Source organism: Telmatospirillum siberiense, assembly GCF_002845745.1.
Taxonomy (GTDB): Bacteria; Pseudomonadota; Alphaproteobacteria; order Rhodospirillales; family Magnetospirillaceae; genus Telmatospirillum; species Telmatospirillum siberiense.
Map to the genome: position 1 here is coordinate 32,831 of NZ_PIUM01000042.1, position 18,020 is coordinate 50,850.

Consider the following 18,020-nt stretch of genomic DNA (forward strand, 5'->3'; position numbering starts at 1 on the left):
CTGTTTCGAGCGGATTTTCCATGCCCAGTCGCAGCCTGTTTTTCTTTCTCGCCCTCGTCGTTCTGATTGCGCAAGCCGTCGCCGGTCCGGCCCTGGCCCAGGCGGTGCCGCAATCGCGCGAGCAGGTGCAGTTGAGTTTTTCGCCGGTGGTCAAGCAGGTGGCGCCGGCCGTGGTGAATATCTATACCCGGCGGGTGGTGCGCACCGTTTCGCCGATGTTCGCCGATCCCTTCTTCCGTCAATTCTTCGGTCATCAGATGGGATTGCCTCAGGAGCGGGTGCAGCGGTCCCTGGGCTCCGGCGTCATCGTCAAATCGGATGGAACGGTGGTGACCAACAATCACGTCGTGCGCGATTCCGATGAAATCACCGTTGTGCTGTCCGACCGGCGCGAGTTCGAAGCCACCCTGGTCGGCGCCGACGAACGGACCGATCTTGCCGTTTTGAAGATCAATGCCGGCAATCAGCCGCTGCCCTTCCTGCCGCAAGGCGATTCCGATGCCCTGGAAGTCGGGGATCTGGTTCTCGCCATCGGAAATCCGTTCGGGGTCGGGCAGACGGTGACCATGGGCATCGTCTCCGCCCTTGCCCGCACGGCGGTCGGCGGCGCCGACGTCCGGTCCTTCATCCAGACCGACGCGGCGATCAATCCCGGCAATTCCGGCGGTGCGCTGGTCGATCTGCAGGGACGGTTGATTGGCATCAACAGTGCCATCTTCTCGTCCGGCGAAGGGGGCGGGTCGATCGGCATCGGCTTCGCCATTCCCTCGACCATGGTCAAGGCGGTGCTGACCAATATCGCCAGCGGCGGCAAGGCGGTGCGGCCCTGGCTCGGCGCCAGCGGACAGGCGGTGACCGCCGAAATGTTCCAGGCGCTGAAGCTCAACCGACCCTACGGGGTGCTGGTTAACGGCGTGCAGCCGGGAAGCCCAGCCGAACAGGCGGAGATCAAGGTGGGTGACGTCATCCTGGCGGTGAACGGTCACGAGATCGACGATCCGGAGGGGTTACGCTTCAGAATCGCCACCCTGACCGTCGGCACGCCCACCCAATTGACCTTGTCGCGCAACGGGCAGGAACGATCCGTCAGCCTCACCTTGCGTCCGCCGCCGGAGACGCCGCCGCGCGACACCAGCGAGGTTAACGGTCAAAATCCCTTCACCGGCGCGACGGTGGCCAATATGAATCCGGCTCTCGCCGAGGAACTGGGACTTGAAAGGGTTGATGGGGGCGTCACCATCATCAAGGTCAAGCGGGGTACGATCGCCAGCCGTCTGCAGTTCCAACCGGGGGACGTGATCGTCAAGCTCAATGGGCAGCCCATATCCTCGGTGAGCGATCTCAAGGCGCGTCTGGCGGCTCCCGCGCCCCGATGGGCGATCGCCATCAGGAGAGGCGGCGAGACCTTCACCCTGACGGTGGGAGAGTAAGGCTGTGTGTGCCGGAACGGGACGAAGCACTTCTTCGGTGGCACCGGCGTCTCGGATAAGGGAAATATCCCTCGCCCCTTGCGGGAGAGGGGGTGAGCGAAGCGAGTGGGGTGAGGGGACTTACGCGCGGGAGCGCGGAAAAAGTGTGCGAAAACAAACAAGTCTTTATGTCGCGCAGACGCGCGCACCCCTCACCCGGCCGCTAAAGCGGCCACCCTCTCCCACAAGGGGCGAGGGTTTATCCGACAATAATCCGGGAGTCCATCGGGGGCGAGGGCTTCAGCCAGCATGACCGGATTGTTCGAGAGCCAGGCGCCACGCCCCTTGGCCGACAGGTTGCGGCCGAAACTGCTGGCCGAGGTTGTCGGACAAGATCATCTGGTCGGGACCGAGGGCCCGCTGGCTCGCATGCTGGGTCAGGGGCGGTTGTCGTCGGTCGTGCTCTGGGGACCGCCCGGCTGCGGCAAGACCACCATCGCCCGCTTGCTGGCCGAGCAGACCGATCTCGTCTTCGAACCGTTGTCGGCGGTCTTTTCCGGCGTCGCCGATCTGCGCAAGATTTTCGACGCGGCGGCGAAGCGGCGGGCCATGGGGCAGGGAACCCTGCTTTTCGTCGACGAGATCCACCGGTTCAATCGCGCCCAGCAGGATGGCTTCCTGCCTTATGTCGAGGACGGAACGGTGATCCTGGTCGGCGCCACCACGGAAAATCCGTCTTTCGAACTGAACGCGGCCTTGCTGTCGCGCGTGCAGGTGCTGGTTTTGCGCCGTCTCGACGACGAGGCTTTGGAGAAATTGTTGCGTCGGGCCGAAGAGGTTACCGGCCACGCCCTTCCTGTCGATGAAAACGCCCGGGAGGCGCTGCGGGCGATGGCCGACGGCGATGGCCGCTATCTGTTGAACATGGCCGAACAGGTCTTCGCCCTGACGCCCGAACATCCGCTTGATGTCAAGGCCTTGGCCTCCGCCGTGCAGAAAAGGGCGCCGCTTTACGACAAGGCCCAGGAAGGCCATTACAATCTGATCAGCGCCCTTCACAAATCCTTGAGGGGATCGGACACCGACGCCGCCCTCTACTGGATGGCCCGCATGCTGGCCGGTGGCGAGGATCCGCTTTTCATCGCCCGGCGGTTGACCCGTTTCGCCATTGAGGACATCGGATTGGCCGACCCCCAGGCGGTCCAGCAGGCACTGGCCGCCTGGGACGTCTATGAACGGCTGGGCAGCCCGGAAGGCGAACTGGCCCTGGCCCAGTTGGTTATCTATCTCGGGACCGCTCCGAAATCGAACGCCGCCTACCGCGCCTACAATTCCGTGATAAAAGTGGCGCGCGAAACCGGATCGCTGATGCCGCCCATGCATATCCTGAACGCCCCGACCCGCATGATGAAGGAAATGGGCTACGGAAGCGGCTATGTTTATGATCACGATACCGTCGACGGTTTTTCCGGGCAGAATTACTTTCCGGAAGGCATGGCGCGGCGAACCTTCTATGATCCGGCGGAACGCGGCTTCGAGCGCGAGATTCGGAAGCGGCTTGATTATTGGGACAAACTGCGTCGCCGCAAGGTCGACGCCAAAGACGAGTAGGACTCCAAAACGGTGGGTGATCAGCCAAACATGACCGCGGTGCAGACCTTGGCGGTGAGCGACGACGAGGCTGAAATCCGCTTGGACCGATGGTTCAAGCGGCGGTTCCCTCAGGTCGGACATGCTCTGCTGGAACGTCTGCTGCGAACCGGTCAGGTCCGGATCGACGGCAAGCGTGCCAAATCCAACCAGCGGCTGGAGGTCGGTCAGACGATTCGCGTTCCCCCCCTGGCCGATACGCCGGCGCCCGCGGCCTCGGTGCGGCCGGCGGTCAGCTTCAGCGAGGCGGACGCCCGTGCCCTGCGCGATGCCGTTCTCTACAAGGACGCGGACGTCCTGGTGTTGAACAAGCCGGCCGGTCTCGCCGTCCAGGGCGGCACCAACATGGAGCGCCACCTGGATGGCATGCTCGATCTGCTGACGTTCGAGGCCTCGGAGCGGCCGCGGCTGGTCCACCGGCTGGACAAGGATACCAGCGGGGTCCTGCTGTTGGCCCGCAATGCCACCGCCGCGGCGAAACTGGCGGCGGGCTTCCGTAGCCGGGCCGCCCGTAAATGTTACTGGGCTCTGGTCGTCGGCGTGCCCAAATATCCCCAGGGCCGTATCGATGCGCCGCTTGCCAAGATGGCCGGGCGGATGGGTGACAAGGTGGCTGTCGACGAGGAGGATGGCCGTCACGCCGTCACCTACTATCGGATCGTCGACCGGGCCTTGAAAAAGGCGGCTTGGCTGGAACTGGAGCCGAGGACGGGCCGGACCCATCAGCTTCGCGCCCATTGCGCCTTGTTGGGGACGCCCATTCAGGGCGACGGAAAATATGGCGGTCAGGAGGCCTATCTCACCGGTCAGGGGGTCAGCAAGAAATTGCATCTGCATGCCCGCGCCATCGAGGTGCCTCATCCGCGCAAGGGGGTGATTCGCGTCACTGCGCCGCTGCCCGAGCACATGCAGGCTAGCTTCTCTTTTTTCGGATTCGATCAGGGCGCCGCCGGCGATCCCTTTCTGGCTTTCGAGGAGGACCAGTCATGAGTGCCGCCGGTCGTGCAGAAATGCATCGTGTCGTCGACCGCCTGCTGGCGGATTTTCTTCGTCTGGTCGCCGAGCGGCATCGAGGCGCGCCGGTCGACGGGGAGCAATTGCGCGAGGCCGCCCAGTCCTTCGCCGCTTCTCCGCAATTGAATAATCTGCTGTCTGAGGCCCATCAGCGGTTTATGGTCTCGGCCGAGATGGAATTGATCCGCCAACGGCGCGGGGATCCCTTCCAGCGATTGCTGGCGCATCCCTTCAGTGATCTTTTCGCCGACGGCAGCCTGTCGCGAGATATTCTCAGTAACTATTTTTCTTTTCTGCATCTGGTGCTGGGTGATGCCCGCGACACCTTGACGGAACACTGCAACACCATCCTGCGCGAATTGAAGACGCCCGACAGCCTGGCCTTTTCCTGGGACAGTTTCTACGAGGACATCCGGGCGAAACTGATCCTGTGGACGGTGTTGGCGCGGATCGCCGAAAGTTTCCGCCGTTTCGATGCCCGCCGCGACTGGTTCATCGGCCTGATGCAGCATCGCCCCCAGGCGATCAGCATCTCGGCCAACTCCTTCGTGCCGCGCCCGCAGGCCGAGGATCCGCAAATTTTCGGCGTCGAAGAATTCAAAATCATGTTCGCCGCGCTTTTCCGTCCGTTGCGAGGGATGTCCCGCTCCGATGCGCTGGCCTTCGAGCGGCATTTCAAGGCGACGGCGGAGCATGTGTTCGGCGCCCTGTTGAACGAACTCGAGGCCGCCGGCGCTCCTCTTTGATCATGCCACCGCCGTGCCGACCGTTCGGGTGAGGTGACGCCCCGGCGATGACAGGCCGTTTCGTTCGGACTAAACTGCAGCCAATCATAAAAAACGGGCATTCATGACCTCTCTTCCCCGCCTAGCCGTTTTCGACGTCGACGGAACTCTGATCGATAGTCAGCACAACATCGTCGCCGCCATGGGTTTGGCCTTCCGCGCGCAAGGGTTGGAGGAGATGACCGCCACCGCCGTGCGGCGTATCATCGGGCTATCCCTGGTCGAAGCCGTCGCCCGGTTGCGTCCCGACCTGCCTTCCAGCCGGCACGAGGCGATCGCCCAAAGCTACAAGGACGCCTTCTTCACCCTGCGCTCGCGCCCCGATCATACCGAGCCGCTTTTCCCCGGCGCCGCCGAAGCGCTCGCCCTGCTGGAGGCCGACAACTGGCTGCTCGGCATCGCCACCGGAAAATCGCGGCGGGGGCTTCTCTCGATGATCGAGCGGCACGGTCTGCAGGGGCGTTTCGTGACCTTGCAGACCGCCGATGGAAATCCCGGCAAGCCACATCCGGCGATGGTGCTTCAAGCCATGAGCGAGGCCGGCGTCGAGGCGGAGAACACCGTGATGATCGGCGATACCTCCTTCGATATGCAAATGGCCCGGGCGGCGCGGGCTCGCGCGGCGGGTGTCGTTTGGGGCTATCATCCCCCCGGAGATTTGCTGGAGGCCGGCGCCGAGACGATGATCGAGGACTTCAAAGGGTTGCCGGTCGCCCTGAACGCCCTGCTGGAGAGACGGTGATGCGCCTGGGAACCATCCTCAAGCTGGCCAGTATCGGCGCCATCGCGTTGATCATCGCTTTGGTAGCGGTGGTGAAGTCCATCGACGTCAACGACTACCGCGGCGTTCTGACGAAAGCAGCCAAGGCCGCCACCGGTCGCGATTTGGCGATCCATGGCAAATTGTCGCTCAAACTGTCGCTGACCCCGGCCTTGATCGCCGAGGACGTCACCCTGTCCAACGCGGCCTGGGGCAGCCGGCCCGACATGATCCATCTGCAGCGGTTGCGGGCGGATATCGGTCTGCTGCCGTTGCTGGTTCGCGAAGTCCGCCTCAGCCGTCTGCAATTGCATGGGCCGGAAATCCTTCTGGAGCGCAATGCCGCCGGCAAGGCCAACTGGGAGTTCGGCACGGAAGTTTCGGCCGCGGTGCCGGCCGTCGAATCCGCGGCGACGCCGACCACCTTCAAGATCGGCCAGGTGTCCATCGACCACGCGCGGATCATCTACCGCGACGCCAGGTCGGGACGGGACGAGACGCTGGTGATCGAACAACTGACGGCCGACGCCGATACCCTGGCCGCTCCGATCGGGTTGCATGCCGGTGGTGCCTGGAACGGGCAGCATTTTGAAATCAGCGGCGTTCTCGGCTCGATGAATTCGCTGCTTACGCCGGCCAAGCCCTACATGGTCAAGTTGAAGGCGGTTCTTCCCGGGGTCGTCGCCACCACCAACGGGACGGTGAGCACCGGCAAGAATGGGATCCCGGTGTTGGCCCTGCAGGTCTCTGCCGATGCGACCGAACTGGCCGAGGCCGTCAAAATGGTTGGCCTGGGGCTGCCGCAACTGGGCGCCGCCCGCGTGTCGCTGGGGGTGGTCGGCCCCGTGTCGTCGCCAAGTCTGGTCAATATCGACGCCGCCTTGGGGCGCCGCGACATCGTGGCGCTGACCGCCAAGGGCAATATCAAGGCGCCGATGACCGGTGAGGGCGTCGACCTCTTGCTGTTCGTCGAAGGGGAGAGTCTGGCGGGGCTCAATCGCGGCGGCGAACTGGTATCGCCGCCGGTCGGTCCGGTCAAAGGGTTCGCCCATTTGACCGATATCGATGGCGGATGGCGTCTCGCCGATCTCAAGCTCGGCCTCGGCCACAGCGATCTGTCGGGTGACGTGGCATTGCGCGTTCGCGGTCCCCGGCCCTCCGTCGAAGCGCATCTCACCTCGAGCGTAGTGGATTTCGGCGAGCTGACCGGCGGAAGAACCGAAGTGGCGAAGCCGAAAACCGAGGCGAGCCGCCTTTTTCCCGATGACGCGCTGCCGCTGTCCTGGCTGACCATGACCGATGCCTCGGTCGCCTGGAAGATCGATCGGCTGGTGAGCGAAGGGCTGAACATTCAGCAGGTTTCGCTTTCCCTGTCCGACAATAACGGCAAGCTGCTGGTGACGCCCGACGTCGGCGCCCTGGCGGGGGGGAAGGCCAACGGCTCCCTGAGCGTGGACGCCTCCGGCAAGGTGGCCGCCGTGCGTCTGACGCTGGACGCCGACAAAGTGGTCATGGGGGATTTGCTGAAAGCCTTCAACGTCAGCCAGAACATCCATGGGGCGCGAACCGCCCTGCATCTGACGTTCAAGGGGAACGGCAACAGCGTGCGCGCCATTATGGCGAGGGCTTCCGGCGAGGTTTCCCTGGTGGTCGACAAGGGGACCATCGACGATGCCTATGCCGACGTGGTGGCGCTCGACCTGCTTCGTCAGGTGGCGCCCTGGACCCAGCAGAAGAACACGCAGATGCAATGCCTGGTCAGCCGGTTCTCCGTTGCCGACGGCATGGCGCATAGCGAGGGATTGCTCTTCGATACCGACGCCATGACGGTCAGCGGGCAGGGCAGCGTCAATCTCGCCAACGAACTGCTGGATCTGACCGTGGCGCCCAAGCCCAAGGATGCCAGTCTGATCAGCATGGCGCTGCCGCTCGATATCGGCGGCACGCTGCTTCATCCGACGGTCACGCCCAACCGGGGGGCCATCGTCAAGGGCGTGGCCGGCGTGGCCGGCGCCATCGCCCTGGGGCCGCTCGGCATCTTGGTGCCTCTGGTCAGCGCCGGCAGTGACGACGGCAACGCCTGTCTGGCCGCGATCAATCAGGCCAAGAAACCGGTGCCGTCACCGAAGAAGGGGGGCGCCAAGGGACCTGCCGCCGAGATCGGGAAGGCCTTGCAGAAGCTTTTCTGATTTTGGACACTCTCATGCGGATGGGACGGCGATGAAGCGTTTCTATACCGAGGCGGCGGTCATGCCGCATGGCGAGGGGCTGGCCATCGCGCTGGACGGCAAGGCCGTGCGGACGCCGGCCGGGCAACTGCTTCTGGCGGGTCACGCCGATCTGGCCGAGGCGATCGCCGCGGAATGGCGCGGCCAGGGCGAGGAGATCCTTCCCCACAGCATGCCGCTCTGCCAGTTGCTCAGCACCGCGCTCGATCGGGTGATCCCCAATCGTTTCGTCATCGTCGAGCAATTGATGAATTATGCGGGCACCGATCTCCTGTGCTATCGCGCCGAATCCCCCCGGGATCTGGTGGAACGGCAGGAACGGGTGTGGCAGCCGTTGATCGATTGGGTCCTGGTCGCCTTCGGCGTGGAGATGCAGGTGACCCGAGGGGTCATTCCGATATCGCAGCCGACCGAGGCGATCGCCGCATTGGAGAATACCGTCGCCGGCTACGATCCCTTGCGACTCACCGCCCTGCAAAGTGCCGTTCCCGCCACGGGGTCGCTGGTCCTGGGGCTCGCCCTGGTGGAGGAGCGCTTGACGGCCGAGGAGGCCTTCGCCATTTCCCAGCTCGATGAGACATATCAAACGGAATTGTGGGGCGAGGATCCCGAGGCGGCGCGCGCGCGCGCAGCTTTGCGACGCGATATTGCCGCCGCATCCCGCTTTCTTGAATTATCCGTTCGTAAAGATATGCAATTAGGTCATTAAGATAGCAAAACGCTGGATTGCTGCAGCGCCAGATGATATCTCCGATCCCTGACCTGTTGAAAGGGTTTAAGAGACCAAAACGGGGGAGTGTATGACCGAGATCATTCGGCAGTTGCAGAATGCGCGGGCCGGCGCGCGGGCCGGCGGTGGCATCAAGCGGATCGAATCGCAGCATCAAAAAGGTAAATTGACGGCGCGCGAGCGTATCGAATTGTTTCTCGATGCCGATACCTTCGAAGAGTGGGACATGTTCGTCGAACATCGGTGTCACGACTTCGGAATGGGCGAGCAGCAGATTCCCGGCGATGGCGTGGTGATCGGCTACGGCACCGTCAATGGCCGCCTGGTGTTCGTGTTTTCCCAGGATTTCACCGTCTTCGGCGGTTCGTTGTCGGAGGCCCATGCCGAAAAAATCTGCAAGATCATGGACCAGGCCCTGAAGGTCGGCGCCCCGGTCATCGGCCTGAACGATTCCGGCGGAGCCCGCATCCAGGAAGGTGTCGCTTCTCTCGCCGGTTATGCCGAAGTGTTCCAGCGCAATGTGATGGCGTCGGGCGTGATTCCGCAGATCTCGCTGATCATGGGGCCCTGCGCCGGCGGCGCCGTCTATTCGCCGGCCATGACCGACTTCATCTTCATGGTCAAGGACAGCTCCTACATGTTCGTCACCGGTCCCGAGGTGACCAAGACGGTGACCCATGAGACGGTGAGCGCCGAGGAACTGGGCGGCGCGGTGACCCATACCAGCCGGTCTGGCGTGGCCGATCTCGCCTTTGAAAACGATGTCGAAGCCTTGTTGCAACTCCGGCGATTCGTCGATTTCCTGCCGGCCAACAATCGCGAGAAGCCGCCGGTGCGGCCGACCAGCGATCCGGCCGATCGGATCGAGCCCAGCCTGGACACCCTGATTCCCGAAAACGCCAATCGTCCCTACGACATGAGCGAATTGATCTTGAAGGTCGTCGATGATGGTGACTTCTTCGAGGTGTCACCGGCTTTCGCCGGCAATATCATGACCGGCTTCGCGCGCATGGAAGGCCAGACCGTGGGCATCGTCGCCAATCAGCCGATGGTGCTGGCCGGTTGCCTGGATATCGATTCCAGCCGCAAGGCGGCGCGGTTCGTCCGCTTTTGTGACTGCTTCAACATCCCGATCATCACTTTCGTCGACGTGCCCGGCTTCCTGCCCGGAACGGCGCAGGAATATGCCGGGATCATCAAGCATGGGGCAAAACTGCTTTACGCCTATGCCGACTGCACCGTGCCCAAGGTGACGGTGATCACCCGCAAGGCCTATGGCGGCGCCTACGATGTGATGAGCTCAAAGCATTTGAGGGGCGACGTCAATTTCGCCTGGCCGACGGCGGAGATCGCCGTCATGGGCCCGAAGGGCGCGGTGGAGATCATCTTCCGCAACGATATCGGCGATCCGCAGAAAATCGCCGAGAGGACCGAGGAATATCGGCGGAAGTTCGCCAATCCCTTCGTGGCCGGTCATCGCGGCTTCATCGACGACGTCATTCGCCCGCACGCCACGCGTCAGCGCATTTGCCGTTCGCTCGCCATGCTGCGCGACAAGAAGGTCGAAAATCCCTGGCGCAAGCACGGCAACATTCCGCTGTGATGTGAATAGCCGAAAATTAATCACCAAGGCACGAAGGAACACGATCCAGTTATTGATTTCGCCGAAAATGGAAAATTGGTCCATTTGATCGTTTTTTTTGTGCCTTGGTGTTTTGGTGGTTCAAAAAGTCGAGAGTTGTCACCAGAACTTCTGGGTGAGGGTTTGATGTTCAAGAAAATACTGATCGCCAATCGTGGGGAAATCGCCTGCCGGGTCATCAAGACCGCCAAGAAGATGGGTATCGCCACGGTGGCCGTCTATTCGGATGCCGACAAGGATGCATTGCATGTGCAGATGGCCGACGAGGCCGTGCATATCGGTCCGCCGCAGTCGGCCCAATCCTATCTGCTGATCGAAAAAATCGTCGAGGCTTGCCGGGAGACCGGCGCGGAAGCCGTCCATCCGGGGTACGGCTTCCTGTCGGAAAAACGTGAGTTCCAGGAGGCGCTGGCCGCCGCCGGAGTGACGTTCATCGGACCGGACGGCCACGCCATTTTCGCCATGGGCGACAAGATCGAATCGAAGAAGCTGGCCAAGGCGGCGGGCGTCAGTTCGGTTCCCGGTTTCCTGGGCGTGATCAAGGATGCGCAAGAGGCGGTGACCATCGCCCGCGAGATCGGCTATCCGGTGATGATCAAGGCTTCGGCCGGCGGCGGCGGCAAGGGCATGCGTCTGGCCAGGAACGACCAGGAGGCGGCGGAAGGTTTCATCTCGGCGACCAACGAGGCCAAGTCGTCCTTCGCCGATGACCGCGTCTTCATTGAGAAATATATCGAGAATCCCCGCCATATCGAGATCCAGGTCCTGGGCGATTCCTTCGGCAATGTGATCTATCTGGGCGAACGGGAATGTTCGATCCAGCGGCGCCACCAGAAAGTGATCGAGGAGGCCCCCAGCCCCTTCCTGACGGCCGCCGTCAGGAAGGAAATGGGGGAACAGGCGGTGGCCCTGGCCAAGGCGGTGGATTACAAGTCCGCAGGCACGGTCGAGTTCATCGTCGATGCGCAGCGCAATTTCTATTTCCTGGAAATGAACACCCGTCTGCAGGTCGAGCATCCGGTCACCGAACTGGTCACCGGTCTCGATCTCGTCGAATGGATGATCCGGATCGCCGCCGGGGAGCCGCTCACCATCAAGCAAAAGGACGTCAAGGTGCGCGGCTGGGCGTTGGAGGCCCGCGTCTACGCCGAGGATCCGTTCCGCAATTTCCTCCCCTCGATCGGTCGTCTGACGCGCTATCTGCCGCCCCAGGAAAACGACAATGTGCGGGTCGATACCGGCGTCTATGAGGGCGGCGAGATCTCGATGTATTACGATCCGATGATCGCCAAGCTGTGCACCTATGCGCCGGTGCGCGAACTGGCCATCAGCCATATGCGTCAGGCACTGGACCAGTATTTCATCCGCGGGCTCAACCACAACATTCCGTTCCTCGCCGCCTTGATGGCCCATCCGCGCTTCGTGCGGGGCGAGCTCACCACCAATTTCATCGCCGAGGAATATCCCAAGGGCTTCGGCGCCGCCGATCTGCCGGTCGAGGACCCCCGTCTGTTGGTGGCCGTCGCCGCCTTCGTGCATCGTCGTCAGGTCGAGCGGGAGGCCTCTCTGTCCGGACAGATGCCGGGCCGCGAGAAAAAGATCGGTGGCGATTGGGTGGTGAAGTTCGGCGGCACCAACTACCCTTACGCGATCCGGCCTATCGAGGGCGGATATGCCCTGGAAATGGGAGGGCCCACGGTCAGCGTGCTATCCAACTGGGACATCGGCCAGCCGTTCTTCCGTGGTGTGGTGAAGGATGACAACGATCATCAGGTGGTGGTGCAGATCGATCGCCATGGCGTCGGCTATCGGCTGTTCCACGCCGGCAGCCGCGCCGACGCCGTCGTCCTGTCGCCGCGGGCGGCGGAACTGGCCGCGCTGATGCCGGTCAAGGCGGCGCCGGACATGTCGCAATATCTGCTGTCACCGATGCCGGGACTTCTGGTGTCGCTGGGCGTCGCCGAAGGCCAGGACGTCAAAGCCGGCGAGGTGCTGGCGGTGGTCGAGGCGATGAAGATGGAGAACATCCTGCGGGCCGAACGGGACGGCACGATCGCCAAGGTGCACGCCAATCCCGGCGAGAGCCTGGCCGTCGACCAGAAGATCGTCGAATTTGCGTGAGGCAGGGGGATGGCGCAATCCGTCTCCCGGCTATCGGATGCGGATTAAGCCATGGCCGACAGTCTGACCCTCCGCGTGATCATCGAAGGCCGCGTCCAAGGCGTGTGGTTTCGCGGATGGACGATCCAGGAGGCGGGGCGTCGCGGACTGGACGGATGGGTGAGGAACCGTTCGGACGGCAGCGTCGAGGCGCTGTTTTCCGGACCGCCCGAAGCGGTCGCGGCCATGGTCGAGGCTTGTCGGCAAGGCCCGCCGTCGGCCCGTGTCTTCTCGCTGAGCCAATGGCCGGCCGAGGCGCCGGCGGAGAAGGGCTTTCGCCCCTTGCCGACGTCAGTCGTGGAGTGAGGACAGGAACTGTTTGAGTTCGGGCGTGCGGGGCGAGCCGAACAACTCCTCCGGTGGTCCCATCTCATGGACCCGTCCTTGGTGCATGAAGATGACCCGGTCGCTGACCTTGCGGGCGAAGTTCATTTCGTGGGTGACCATCAACAGGGTCATGCCCTCCTGCGCCAGCAGTTCAACCACCCTTAACACCTCTCCGACCAATTCCGGATCGAGCGCCGAGGTGATCTCGTCGCACAGGAGGACCGCCGGATCCATGGCCAGCGACCGGGCGATGGCGACCCGCTGCTGCTGTCCGCCCGACAATTGATCGGGCATGGCGTCGAATTTGTCGGCCAGGCCGACGCGCTCGAGCAGCGTCCTGGCCCGTTCCGCGGCCTCGGTTTTCGATCGCTTCTTCACCAGCGTCGGAGCCAGCATGACGTTGCGTCCGACGCTCAAATGCGGAAACAGGTTGAAGCTTTGGAAGATCATGCCGACATGCTGGCGCAGTTCGCGCATGGCGGTCGGACTTTCGTGCAGGAGCTGCTTGCCGTCGACCCTGAGCGCGCCGTCATCGAAGGTTTCCAGGCCGTTGATGCAGCGCAGGAGCGTACTTTTCCCCGACCCGCTTTTGCCGATGATGGCAATCACCTCGCCCTGATGGACGTTGAGGTCGATTCCCTTGAGAACTTCGACCTCACCAAAGGATTTGCGCAGAGCCGTGATCTCGACGACGAGACGGCTGCCGGGCGCGTTGTCAATGGCGGGGACCATAGGTTTTCCTCTCGAGATACCTGGCGGTCAGGCTGACCGGGAAGCACAGGGCAAAATACAGCAGGGCGACGAAACCGAAGACGGTGAAGGGTTTGAAGGTGGTGTTGGAGATCATGGTGCCGGCTTTCGTCAGTTCGACGAAGCCGATGACCGAGGCGAGCGCCGTTCCCTTGATGACCTGGACCAGGAACCCAACGGTGGGGGCGATGGCCACGCGGGTGGCCTGCGGCAGGATGACGTAGCGCATCTGTTCCACGAAGGAAAGGGCAAGCGAGCTCGATGCCTCCCACTGCCCCTTGGGGACGGAGGCCACGCAGCCGCGCCAGATTTCGGTCAGGAAGGCGCTGGTATAAAGGGTGAGGGCGAGTGCCGCCGCCGTCCACGCCGAGACGTCGATGCCGAACAGCGCGATGCCGAAATAGGCGAGAAACAGTTGCATGAGCAGCGGCGTACCCTGAAAGAGCTGCACATAAAGCCCGATCAGGCGGTCGGTGACGCGCCCGCCGGCCAGGCGGGCGTAGAGCAGCAGGGCGCCGGTCAGCCCGCCGCCGATGAAGGCGACGAGCGACAGGGCTGCGGTCCAGCGCAGGGCCAGAAGCAGATTGCGCAGGATATCCCACAGCGAGAACTCGATCATGGCGCCCTCCTTCTCACCGGCCGAACAGGAGGCGGGGGCCCGCCCAGTTCAGGAATTTGCGCAAGACGACGGAGAGCGCCAGATATAGCAGGGCGGCCACGATGAAGGATTCGAAGGCGCGGAAATTGTTGCTTTGGATCAGGTTGGCGGCATAGCTCAGTTCCGGAACGGAAATCTGGCCGCAGACGGATGAACCCAGCATGACGATGACGATCTGGCTGACGGTTGCCGGCCACACTTTCTTGAGCGCCGGCGGCAGGACGACGCGGGTGAAAACCTGGAACGGCGTCAAGGCCAGGCTGACCGCGGCCTCGATCTGTCCCCGCGGCGTGGCCTCGACGCCCGCGCGGACGATTTCGGCGGCATAGGCGCCGAGATTGAGCACGATCGCGATGAAGGCGGCGGTTTCCGGCGAAAGCCTGACGCCGGCGACCGGCAGGCCGAAGAAAATGAAGAACAACTGCACGATGAACGGCGTGTTGCGGATCAATTCGATGTAGGCGCCGACGCCGAAGCGCACGGCGACCGGACCTTTGGCGCGCATCTGCGCGCAGAGGATGCCGAGCAGCATGCCGATCAGGGTGGCTACCGTGGTCAGGGCGATGGTCCAGGCAATGCCGTTGAGCAGCAGGGGCCATTGGCTGAGGACGGCTGCAAAATCCAGTTGTATGCGCATCTTGTTCCATGGCGGCCCGCCACCAGGCGGGCGGGCCTTATCCGGGAGAGTAAAGGGTGAGGTCGCTCAGAGCGGAAGATCGCCGGCGGCCCGGCCCAGCCATTTCTTGGACAGGGCATCCAACTCGCCGCTGTTCTTGGCGGCCAGGATGATCTCGTTGACCTTGGCCATCAGCGCGCTTTCGCCCTTGGCCACGCCGATGAAGCAGGGGCTTTCCTTGAGCAGCAATTTGAATTCGGCGGCGAGCTGCGGGTTCTTTCTGATCATATTGTCGGCGACCGCCGAACTGGTGGCCACCAGTTGGGTCTGTCCGGCGACGAAGGCGGCGATGGTCGCATTGTGATCTTCGAAGCGGCGGATCTGCACGTCCGTCGGCGCGACCTTGGTGAGTTCCTGATCCTCCATGGCCCCCCTGGTGACGCCCACCGTCTTGCCGGAAAGGTCGGCCCACGATTTGACCGGCAAGGACGCGGGGGCGAAGACGGCCTGGAAGAAGGGGGCGTAGGCGTGGCTGAAATCGATCACGGCTTCGCGTTCTGCATTCTTGCCGAGCGAGGAGATCACCAGATCGGCCTTGTGGGTCTGCAAGGCGGGGATGCGGTTGGCCGAGGTCACTGGCACCAGTTCCAGTTTCACGCCCATTTTCGAGGCGACCAGCGAGGCCATGTCGATATCGAGCCCCTGGGGCTTCATGTCGAGGCCGACGAAGCCGTAGGGGGGATAGTCGGTGGGAATGGCGATCTTGATGGTCTTGGTCTTGACGATGTCGTCGAGCGCGCTCTGCGCATGGGCGGAAGCCCCGGCCAGCATCATGCCGGCCGCTCCGGCCAGGGCGAGAATGAATTTGCGTTTGGACAACATCATCGGAAGTCTCCCATTTGGAACGGCGCGGCGAGGGACGTCACGGGTCCCGCCGCTTTTCTTCGGTGCGAAGACGTCTAGCAAGAGGCGGGCCAATGCGGAGATCCGCCCAAAGGCGGACTCTTTTCCCGCTCACGCCGGAACACCGGCGGGGACGTAGCATAAGCGCGAGGATTAAGAAAAATCTCCCCTCGCCCCTTGCGGGAGAGGGGACGAGTGGGGTGAGGGGACTTACGCGCGGGAGCGCGGAAAAAGTGTGCGGAAACAAACCAGTCCATATGTCGCGCCGACGCTAAGCCCCCCTCACCCGCTCGCTTAGGCTCGCCGCCCTCTCCCACAAGGGGCGAGGGCTTATCCGAGCGCCGATGGGCGTCCCTGAAGGATTGCTTCGTTTTTGGCTCGCGAACGACAGATTTTTCTCCACCGAAAAAAAGATGCGCGAATCCGGCAGCCCCTTGTGAGAGGGGAGGGAAACGTATCAAAAATTAGGCAATGGTCCTGGGGGGAACGCCCATCCCCTGGGCAATTCCCCCGCGCGACCGGTCGGCCGGGGAGGGCGCTCACAGCCCTCGGGCGATACCTTTTTCGAACTGCCCGGCAAGCAAGGGCGGTGTTTCCAGCATCGCGTAATGTCCCGCCTCGTGACTGACGGCGACTTCCAGATTGGGGAACAGGGGGGCCAGCAGGGTGCGGATCGAGTCCTCCCGATAGAGGGGAAGGTCATACATGCCGCAAACGGCGGTGATCGGCGTGGCGACGCCGCTGACCTCGGCGGCGACATCGGTGCCGGTGAACATCTTCAGATATCCCAGCATGGCGTCGCGGTTGGGGGCGCGTCTGGTCATCGCCAGCTTGCGCTCGATCCATCCCCGGCCATAGCGGGTGCCGCCACGGGCCATGATGGCGGCCCGTGCCGCGTCGTCGTCGTCGATGATGGCGGCAAGCTTCTTCATCGTCTCCGCGTCGGCGCGAAAGCCCGAGGCCGGGACCGGCGAGACGAGGACGACGCTTTTCAGCCGCTCACCGCCGATCTTCGCGACATATTGAGAGATCATGCCGGACATGGAATGTCCGACCAGATGGAAGCGGTGGTGTCCGTAGCTGTCCATCAGCCGAAGCACGTCGTCGGCCGCTTCGCGCAGCGAATAGGCGCCCGTTATCGGCTTGGAAAGCCCGTAGCCGCGCAAATCCGCGAAAATCCAGCGATATTTGTCCTCAGGCAGGAAGGGGAGCATCAGGTCGTAATTGGTGTGGTCGCCCATCCATTCATGAAGCACGATGACGGGTTCGGGACCGCTTCCGTGAAGCGTGTGGCCGAGCAGTTTCCTGTCGGCGGGAACCTCGCCGGTCGTCGTCTGCTCTCCCGGAGTGCTACAGGCGGCGACCGTGGCGGCGAGAAGGCCGGTCAGCACCGTGCGGCGGGTCAACCGGTCGTCGATGGGCATTGATTGTTTTTTCATGGATGTCCTCCCTTTCAATAAGGGTCCGAGACCAAACGTCTCTTTTTTATTTTGTCCAGACCCCGCAGCTGAGGAGTCAACTATCGGCGGCGCCTCATCATTGCTAAAATGATTTATTAGCCAGCTGATTATGCGCGATGGGTATGATCATGACCTGCCTGGATCTCGACAGCCTGAAGATATTCGTCGCGGTGGTGGAGGCTTCCAGCTTTTCCCGTGCCGCCGAGATGGTCGGGCGGACGCAGCCCGCCGTCAGCCGGCAACTGCTTCGTCTTGAGCAAAGTTTGGGGAAAACGCTGATTCTCCGTCGGCAGGGCAGCGTCCTGGGACTTACCGACGACGGACGGGAACTGCTGCCTTACGCGCGCAAGATCGTCGATCTGAACGACGCGGCCTATCGGGCGGTCGCCCAACCGATGGCGCTTGGCCGTGTTCGGCTGGGAGTGCCCGCCGATTTCATGGACACGGCCTTTCCCGGGGTTCTGCGCGCCTTTCAGCATGCCCATGGCGGTATCGAACTGGAGGTGGTCTCGGATGTTTCAGAACGCTTGCGGGAACGGGTGCGCCAGGGGCTTCTCGATCTCGCCTTTTTCAAAAGTCTTCCCGGCCGGGGCGAGGGGACGGTGGTCTCCAGGCAAGTCCTGCGATGGGTCGGTGGCGCCTCCGGCGGCGTTCCTACCGGCGAGGAGGCCGTGCCCCTGGTGCTGTTCCCCGAGGGGTGCGTGTTCCGGGCTCGAATTCTGGCGGCCTTGGAGGCCTCGGGGCGCTGTTGGCGGGTCGCCTATGTCTGTCCGTCTTTCGAAAGCGTGCTTGCCGCCATCCGCTCCGGGCTCGGCATCGGCGCCCTGCCGGCGGGTCCGATGACGCGGGATCTCGTCGATCTCGACGGCAATGGCCTGCCTGCTCCCGGCGATGTCGACATCGTGATGCAGATCGGTCGGGAGGGTGG

At 63.1% G+C, this 18,020-nt stretch carries 16 protein-coding genes; 11 read left to right on the forward strand and 5 right to left on the reverse strand.

What is annotated here, in order from left to right:
- Positions 1-20: 20 nt before the first annotated feature.
- The 10 genes from CWS72_RS24640 (at position 21) to CWS72_RS24685 (ending at position 12,684) form a co-directional block, all read left to right on the forward strand.
- A complete protein-coding gene (locus CWS72_RS24640) occupies positions 21-1,430 on the forward strand; it encodes a Do family serine endopeptidase (RefSeq protein ID WP_101253314.1) in 1,410 nt (469 codons plus the stop codon).
- 288 nt (positions 1,431-1,718) lie between these two features.
- A complete protein-coding gene (locus CWS72_RS24645; protein WP_101253315.1) occupies positions 1,719-3,020 on the forward strand; it encodes a replication-associated recombination protein A in 1,302 nt (433 codons plus the stop codon).
- 30 nt (positions 3,021-3,050) lie between these two features.
- Positions 3,051-4,049: an RluA family pseudouridine synthase gene (locus CWS72_RS24650; protein ID WP_101253316.1), complete on the forward strand. Its 999-nt coding sequence runs from the start codon at positions 3,051-3,053 to the stop codon at positions 4,047-4,049.
- Positions 4,046-4,819 carry a hypothetical protein gene (locus CWS72_RS24655; RefSeq protein ID WP_101253317.1) on the forward strand — a complete coding sequence of 258 codons (774 nt, stop codon included), beginning with the start codon at positions 4,046-4,048 and terminating at the stop codon, positions 4,817-4,819. Before CWS72_RS24650 ends, CWS72_RS24655 begins: the two co-directional genes overlap by 4 nt.
- 103 nt (positions 4,820-4,922) lie before the next feature.
- Entirely contained in the window at positions 4,923-5,600 is a 678-nt protein-coding gene (locus tag CWS72_RS24660; protein ID WP_101253318.1) for an HAD-IA family hydrolase, read from the forward strand.
- Complete coding sequence (locus CWS72_RS24665) at positions 5,600-7,807, forward strand: AsmA family protein (RefSeq protein WP_101253319.1); 2,208 nt, start codon at positions 5,600-5,602, stop codon at positions 7,805-7,807. The genes CWS72_RS24660 and CWS72_RS24665 overlap by 1 nt, the downstream gene beginning before the upstream one ends.
- Before the next feature lie 31 nt (positions 7,808-7,838).
- A complete protein-coding gene (locus tag CWS72_RS24670) occupies positions 7,839-8,555 on the forward strand; it encodes an ATP12 family chaperone protein (protein ID WP_101253320.1) in 717 nt (238 codons plus the stop codon).
- Between the two features lie 91 nt (positions 8,556-8,646).
- On the forward strand, positions 8,647-10,179 hold the full coding sequence (locus CWS72_RS24675) for an acyl-CoA carboxylase subunit beta (RefSeq protein WP_101253321.1): 1,533 nt from the start codon (positions 8,647-8,649) through the stop codon (positions 10,177-10,179).
- Positions 10,180-10,344: 165 nt separating this feature from the next.
- On the forward strand, positions 10,345-12,339 hold the full coding sequence (gene accC / locus CWS72_RS24680; protein WP_101253322.1) for an acetyl-CoA carboxylase biotin carboxylase subunit: 1,995 nt from the start codon (positions 10,345-10,347) through the stop codon (positions 12,337-12,339).
- Positions 12,340-12,390: 51 nt separating this feature from the next.
- On the forward strand, positions 12,391-12,684 hold the full coding sequence (locus CWS72_RS24685; protein WP_101253323.1) for an acylphosphatase: 294 nt from the start codon (positions 12,391-12,393) through the stop codon (positions 12,682-12,684).
- On the opposite strand, the gene CWS72_RS24690 is transcribed toward CWS72_RS24685, so the two are convergent.
- From CWS72_RS24690 to CWS72_RS24710, 5 genes are all read right to left on the reverse strand, one after another.
- The gene (locus tag CWS72_RS24690) at positions 12,670-13,437 is read right to left on the reverse strand and encodes an amino acid ABC transporter ATP-binding protein (RefSeq protein WP_101253324.1); all 768 of its coding nucleotides are present in this window, start codon (positions 13,435-13,437) and stop codon (positions 12,670-12,672) included. The genes CWS72_RS24685 and CWS72_RS24690 overlap by 15 nt on opposite strands.
- Positions 13,421-14,074, reverse strand: coding sequence for an amino acid ABC transporter permease (locus CWS72_RS24695; RefSeq protein ID WP_101253325.1), 654 nt, complete (start codon positions 14,072-14,074; stop codon positions 13,421-13,423). Before CWS72_RS24695 ends, CWS72_RS24690 begins: the two co-directional genes overlap by 17 nt.
- A 13-nt stretch (positions 14,075-14,087) precedes the next feature.
- A complete protein-coding gene (locus tag CWS72_RS24700; RefSeq protein WP_101253326.1) occupies positions 14,088-14,750 on the reverse strand; it encodes an amino acid ABC transporter permease in 663 nt (220 codons plus the stop codon).
- A gap of 66 nt (positions 14,751-14,816) precedes the next feature.
- Positions 14,817-15,614, reverse strand: a complete 798-nt coding sequence (locus CWS72_RS24705) for a transporter substrate-binding domain-containing protein (protein WP_101253327.1) — start codon at positions 15,612-15,614, stop codon at positions 14,817-14,819.
- Between the two features lie 557 nt (positions 15,615-16,171).
- A complete protein-coding gene (locus CWS72_RS24710) occupies positions 16,172-17,071 on the reverse strand; it encodes an alpha/beta fold hydrolase (RefSeq protein ID WP_101253328.1) in 900 nt (299 codons plus the stop codon).
- A gap of 149 nt (positions 17,072-17,220) precedes the next feature.
- On the opposite strand from CWS72_RS24710, the gene CWS72_RS24715 reads away from it, so the two are divergent.
- On the forward strand, positions 17,221-18,020 hold an 800-nt coding region (locus tag CWS72_RS24715; protein WP_158240807.1), incomplete at its 3' end, for a LysR substrate-binding domain-containing protein.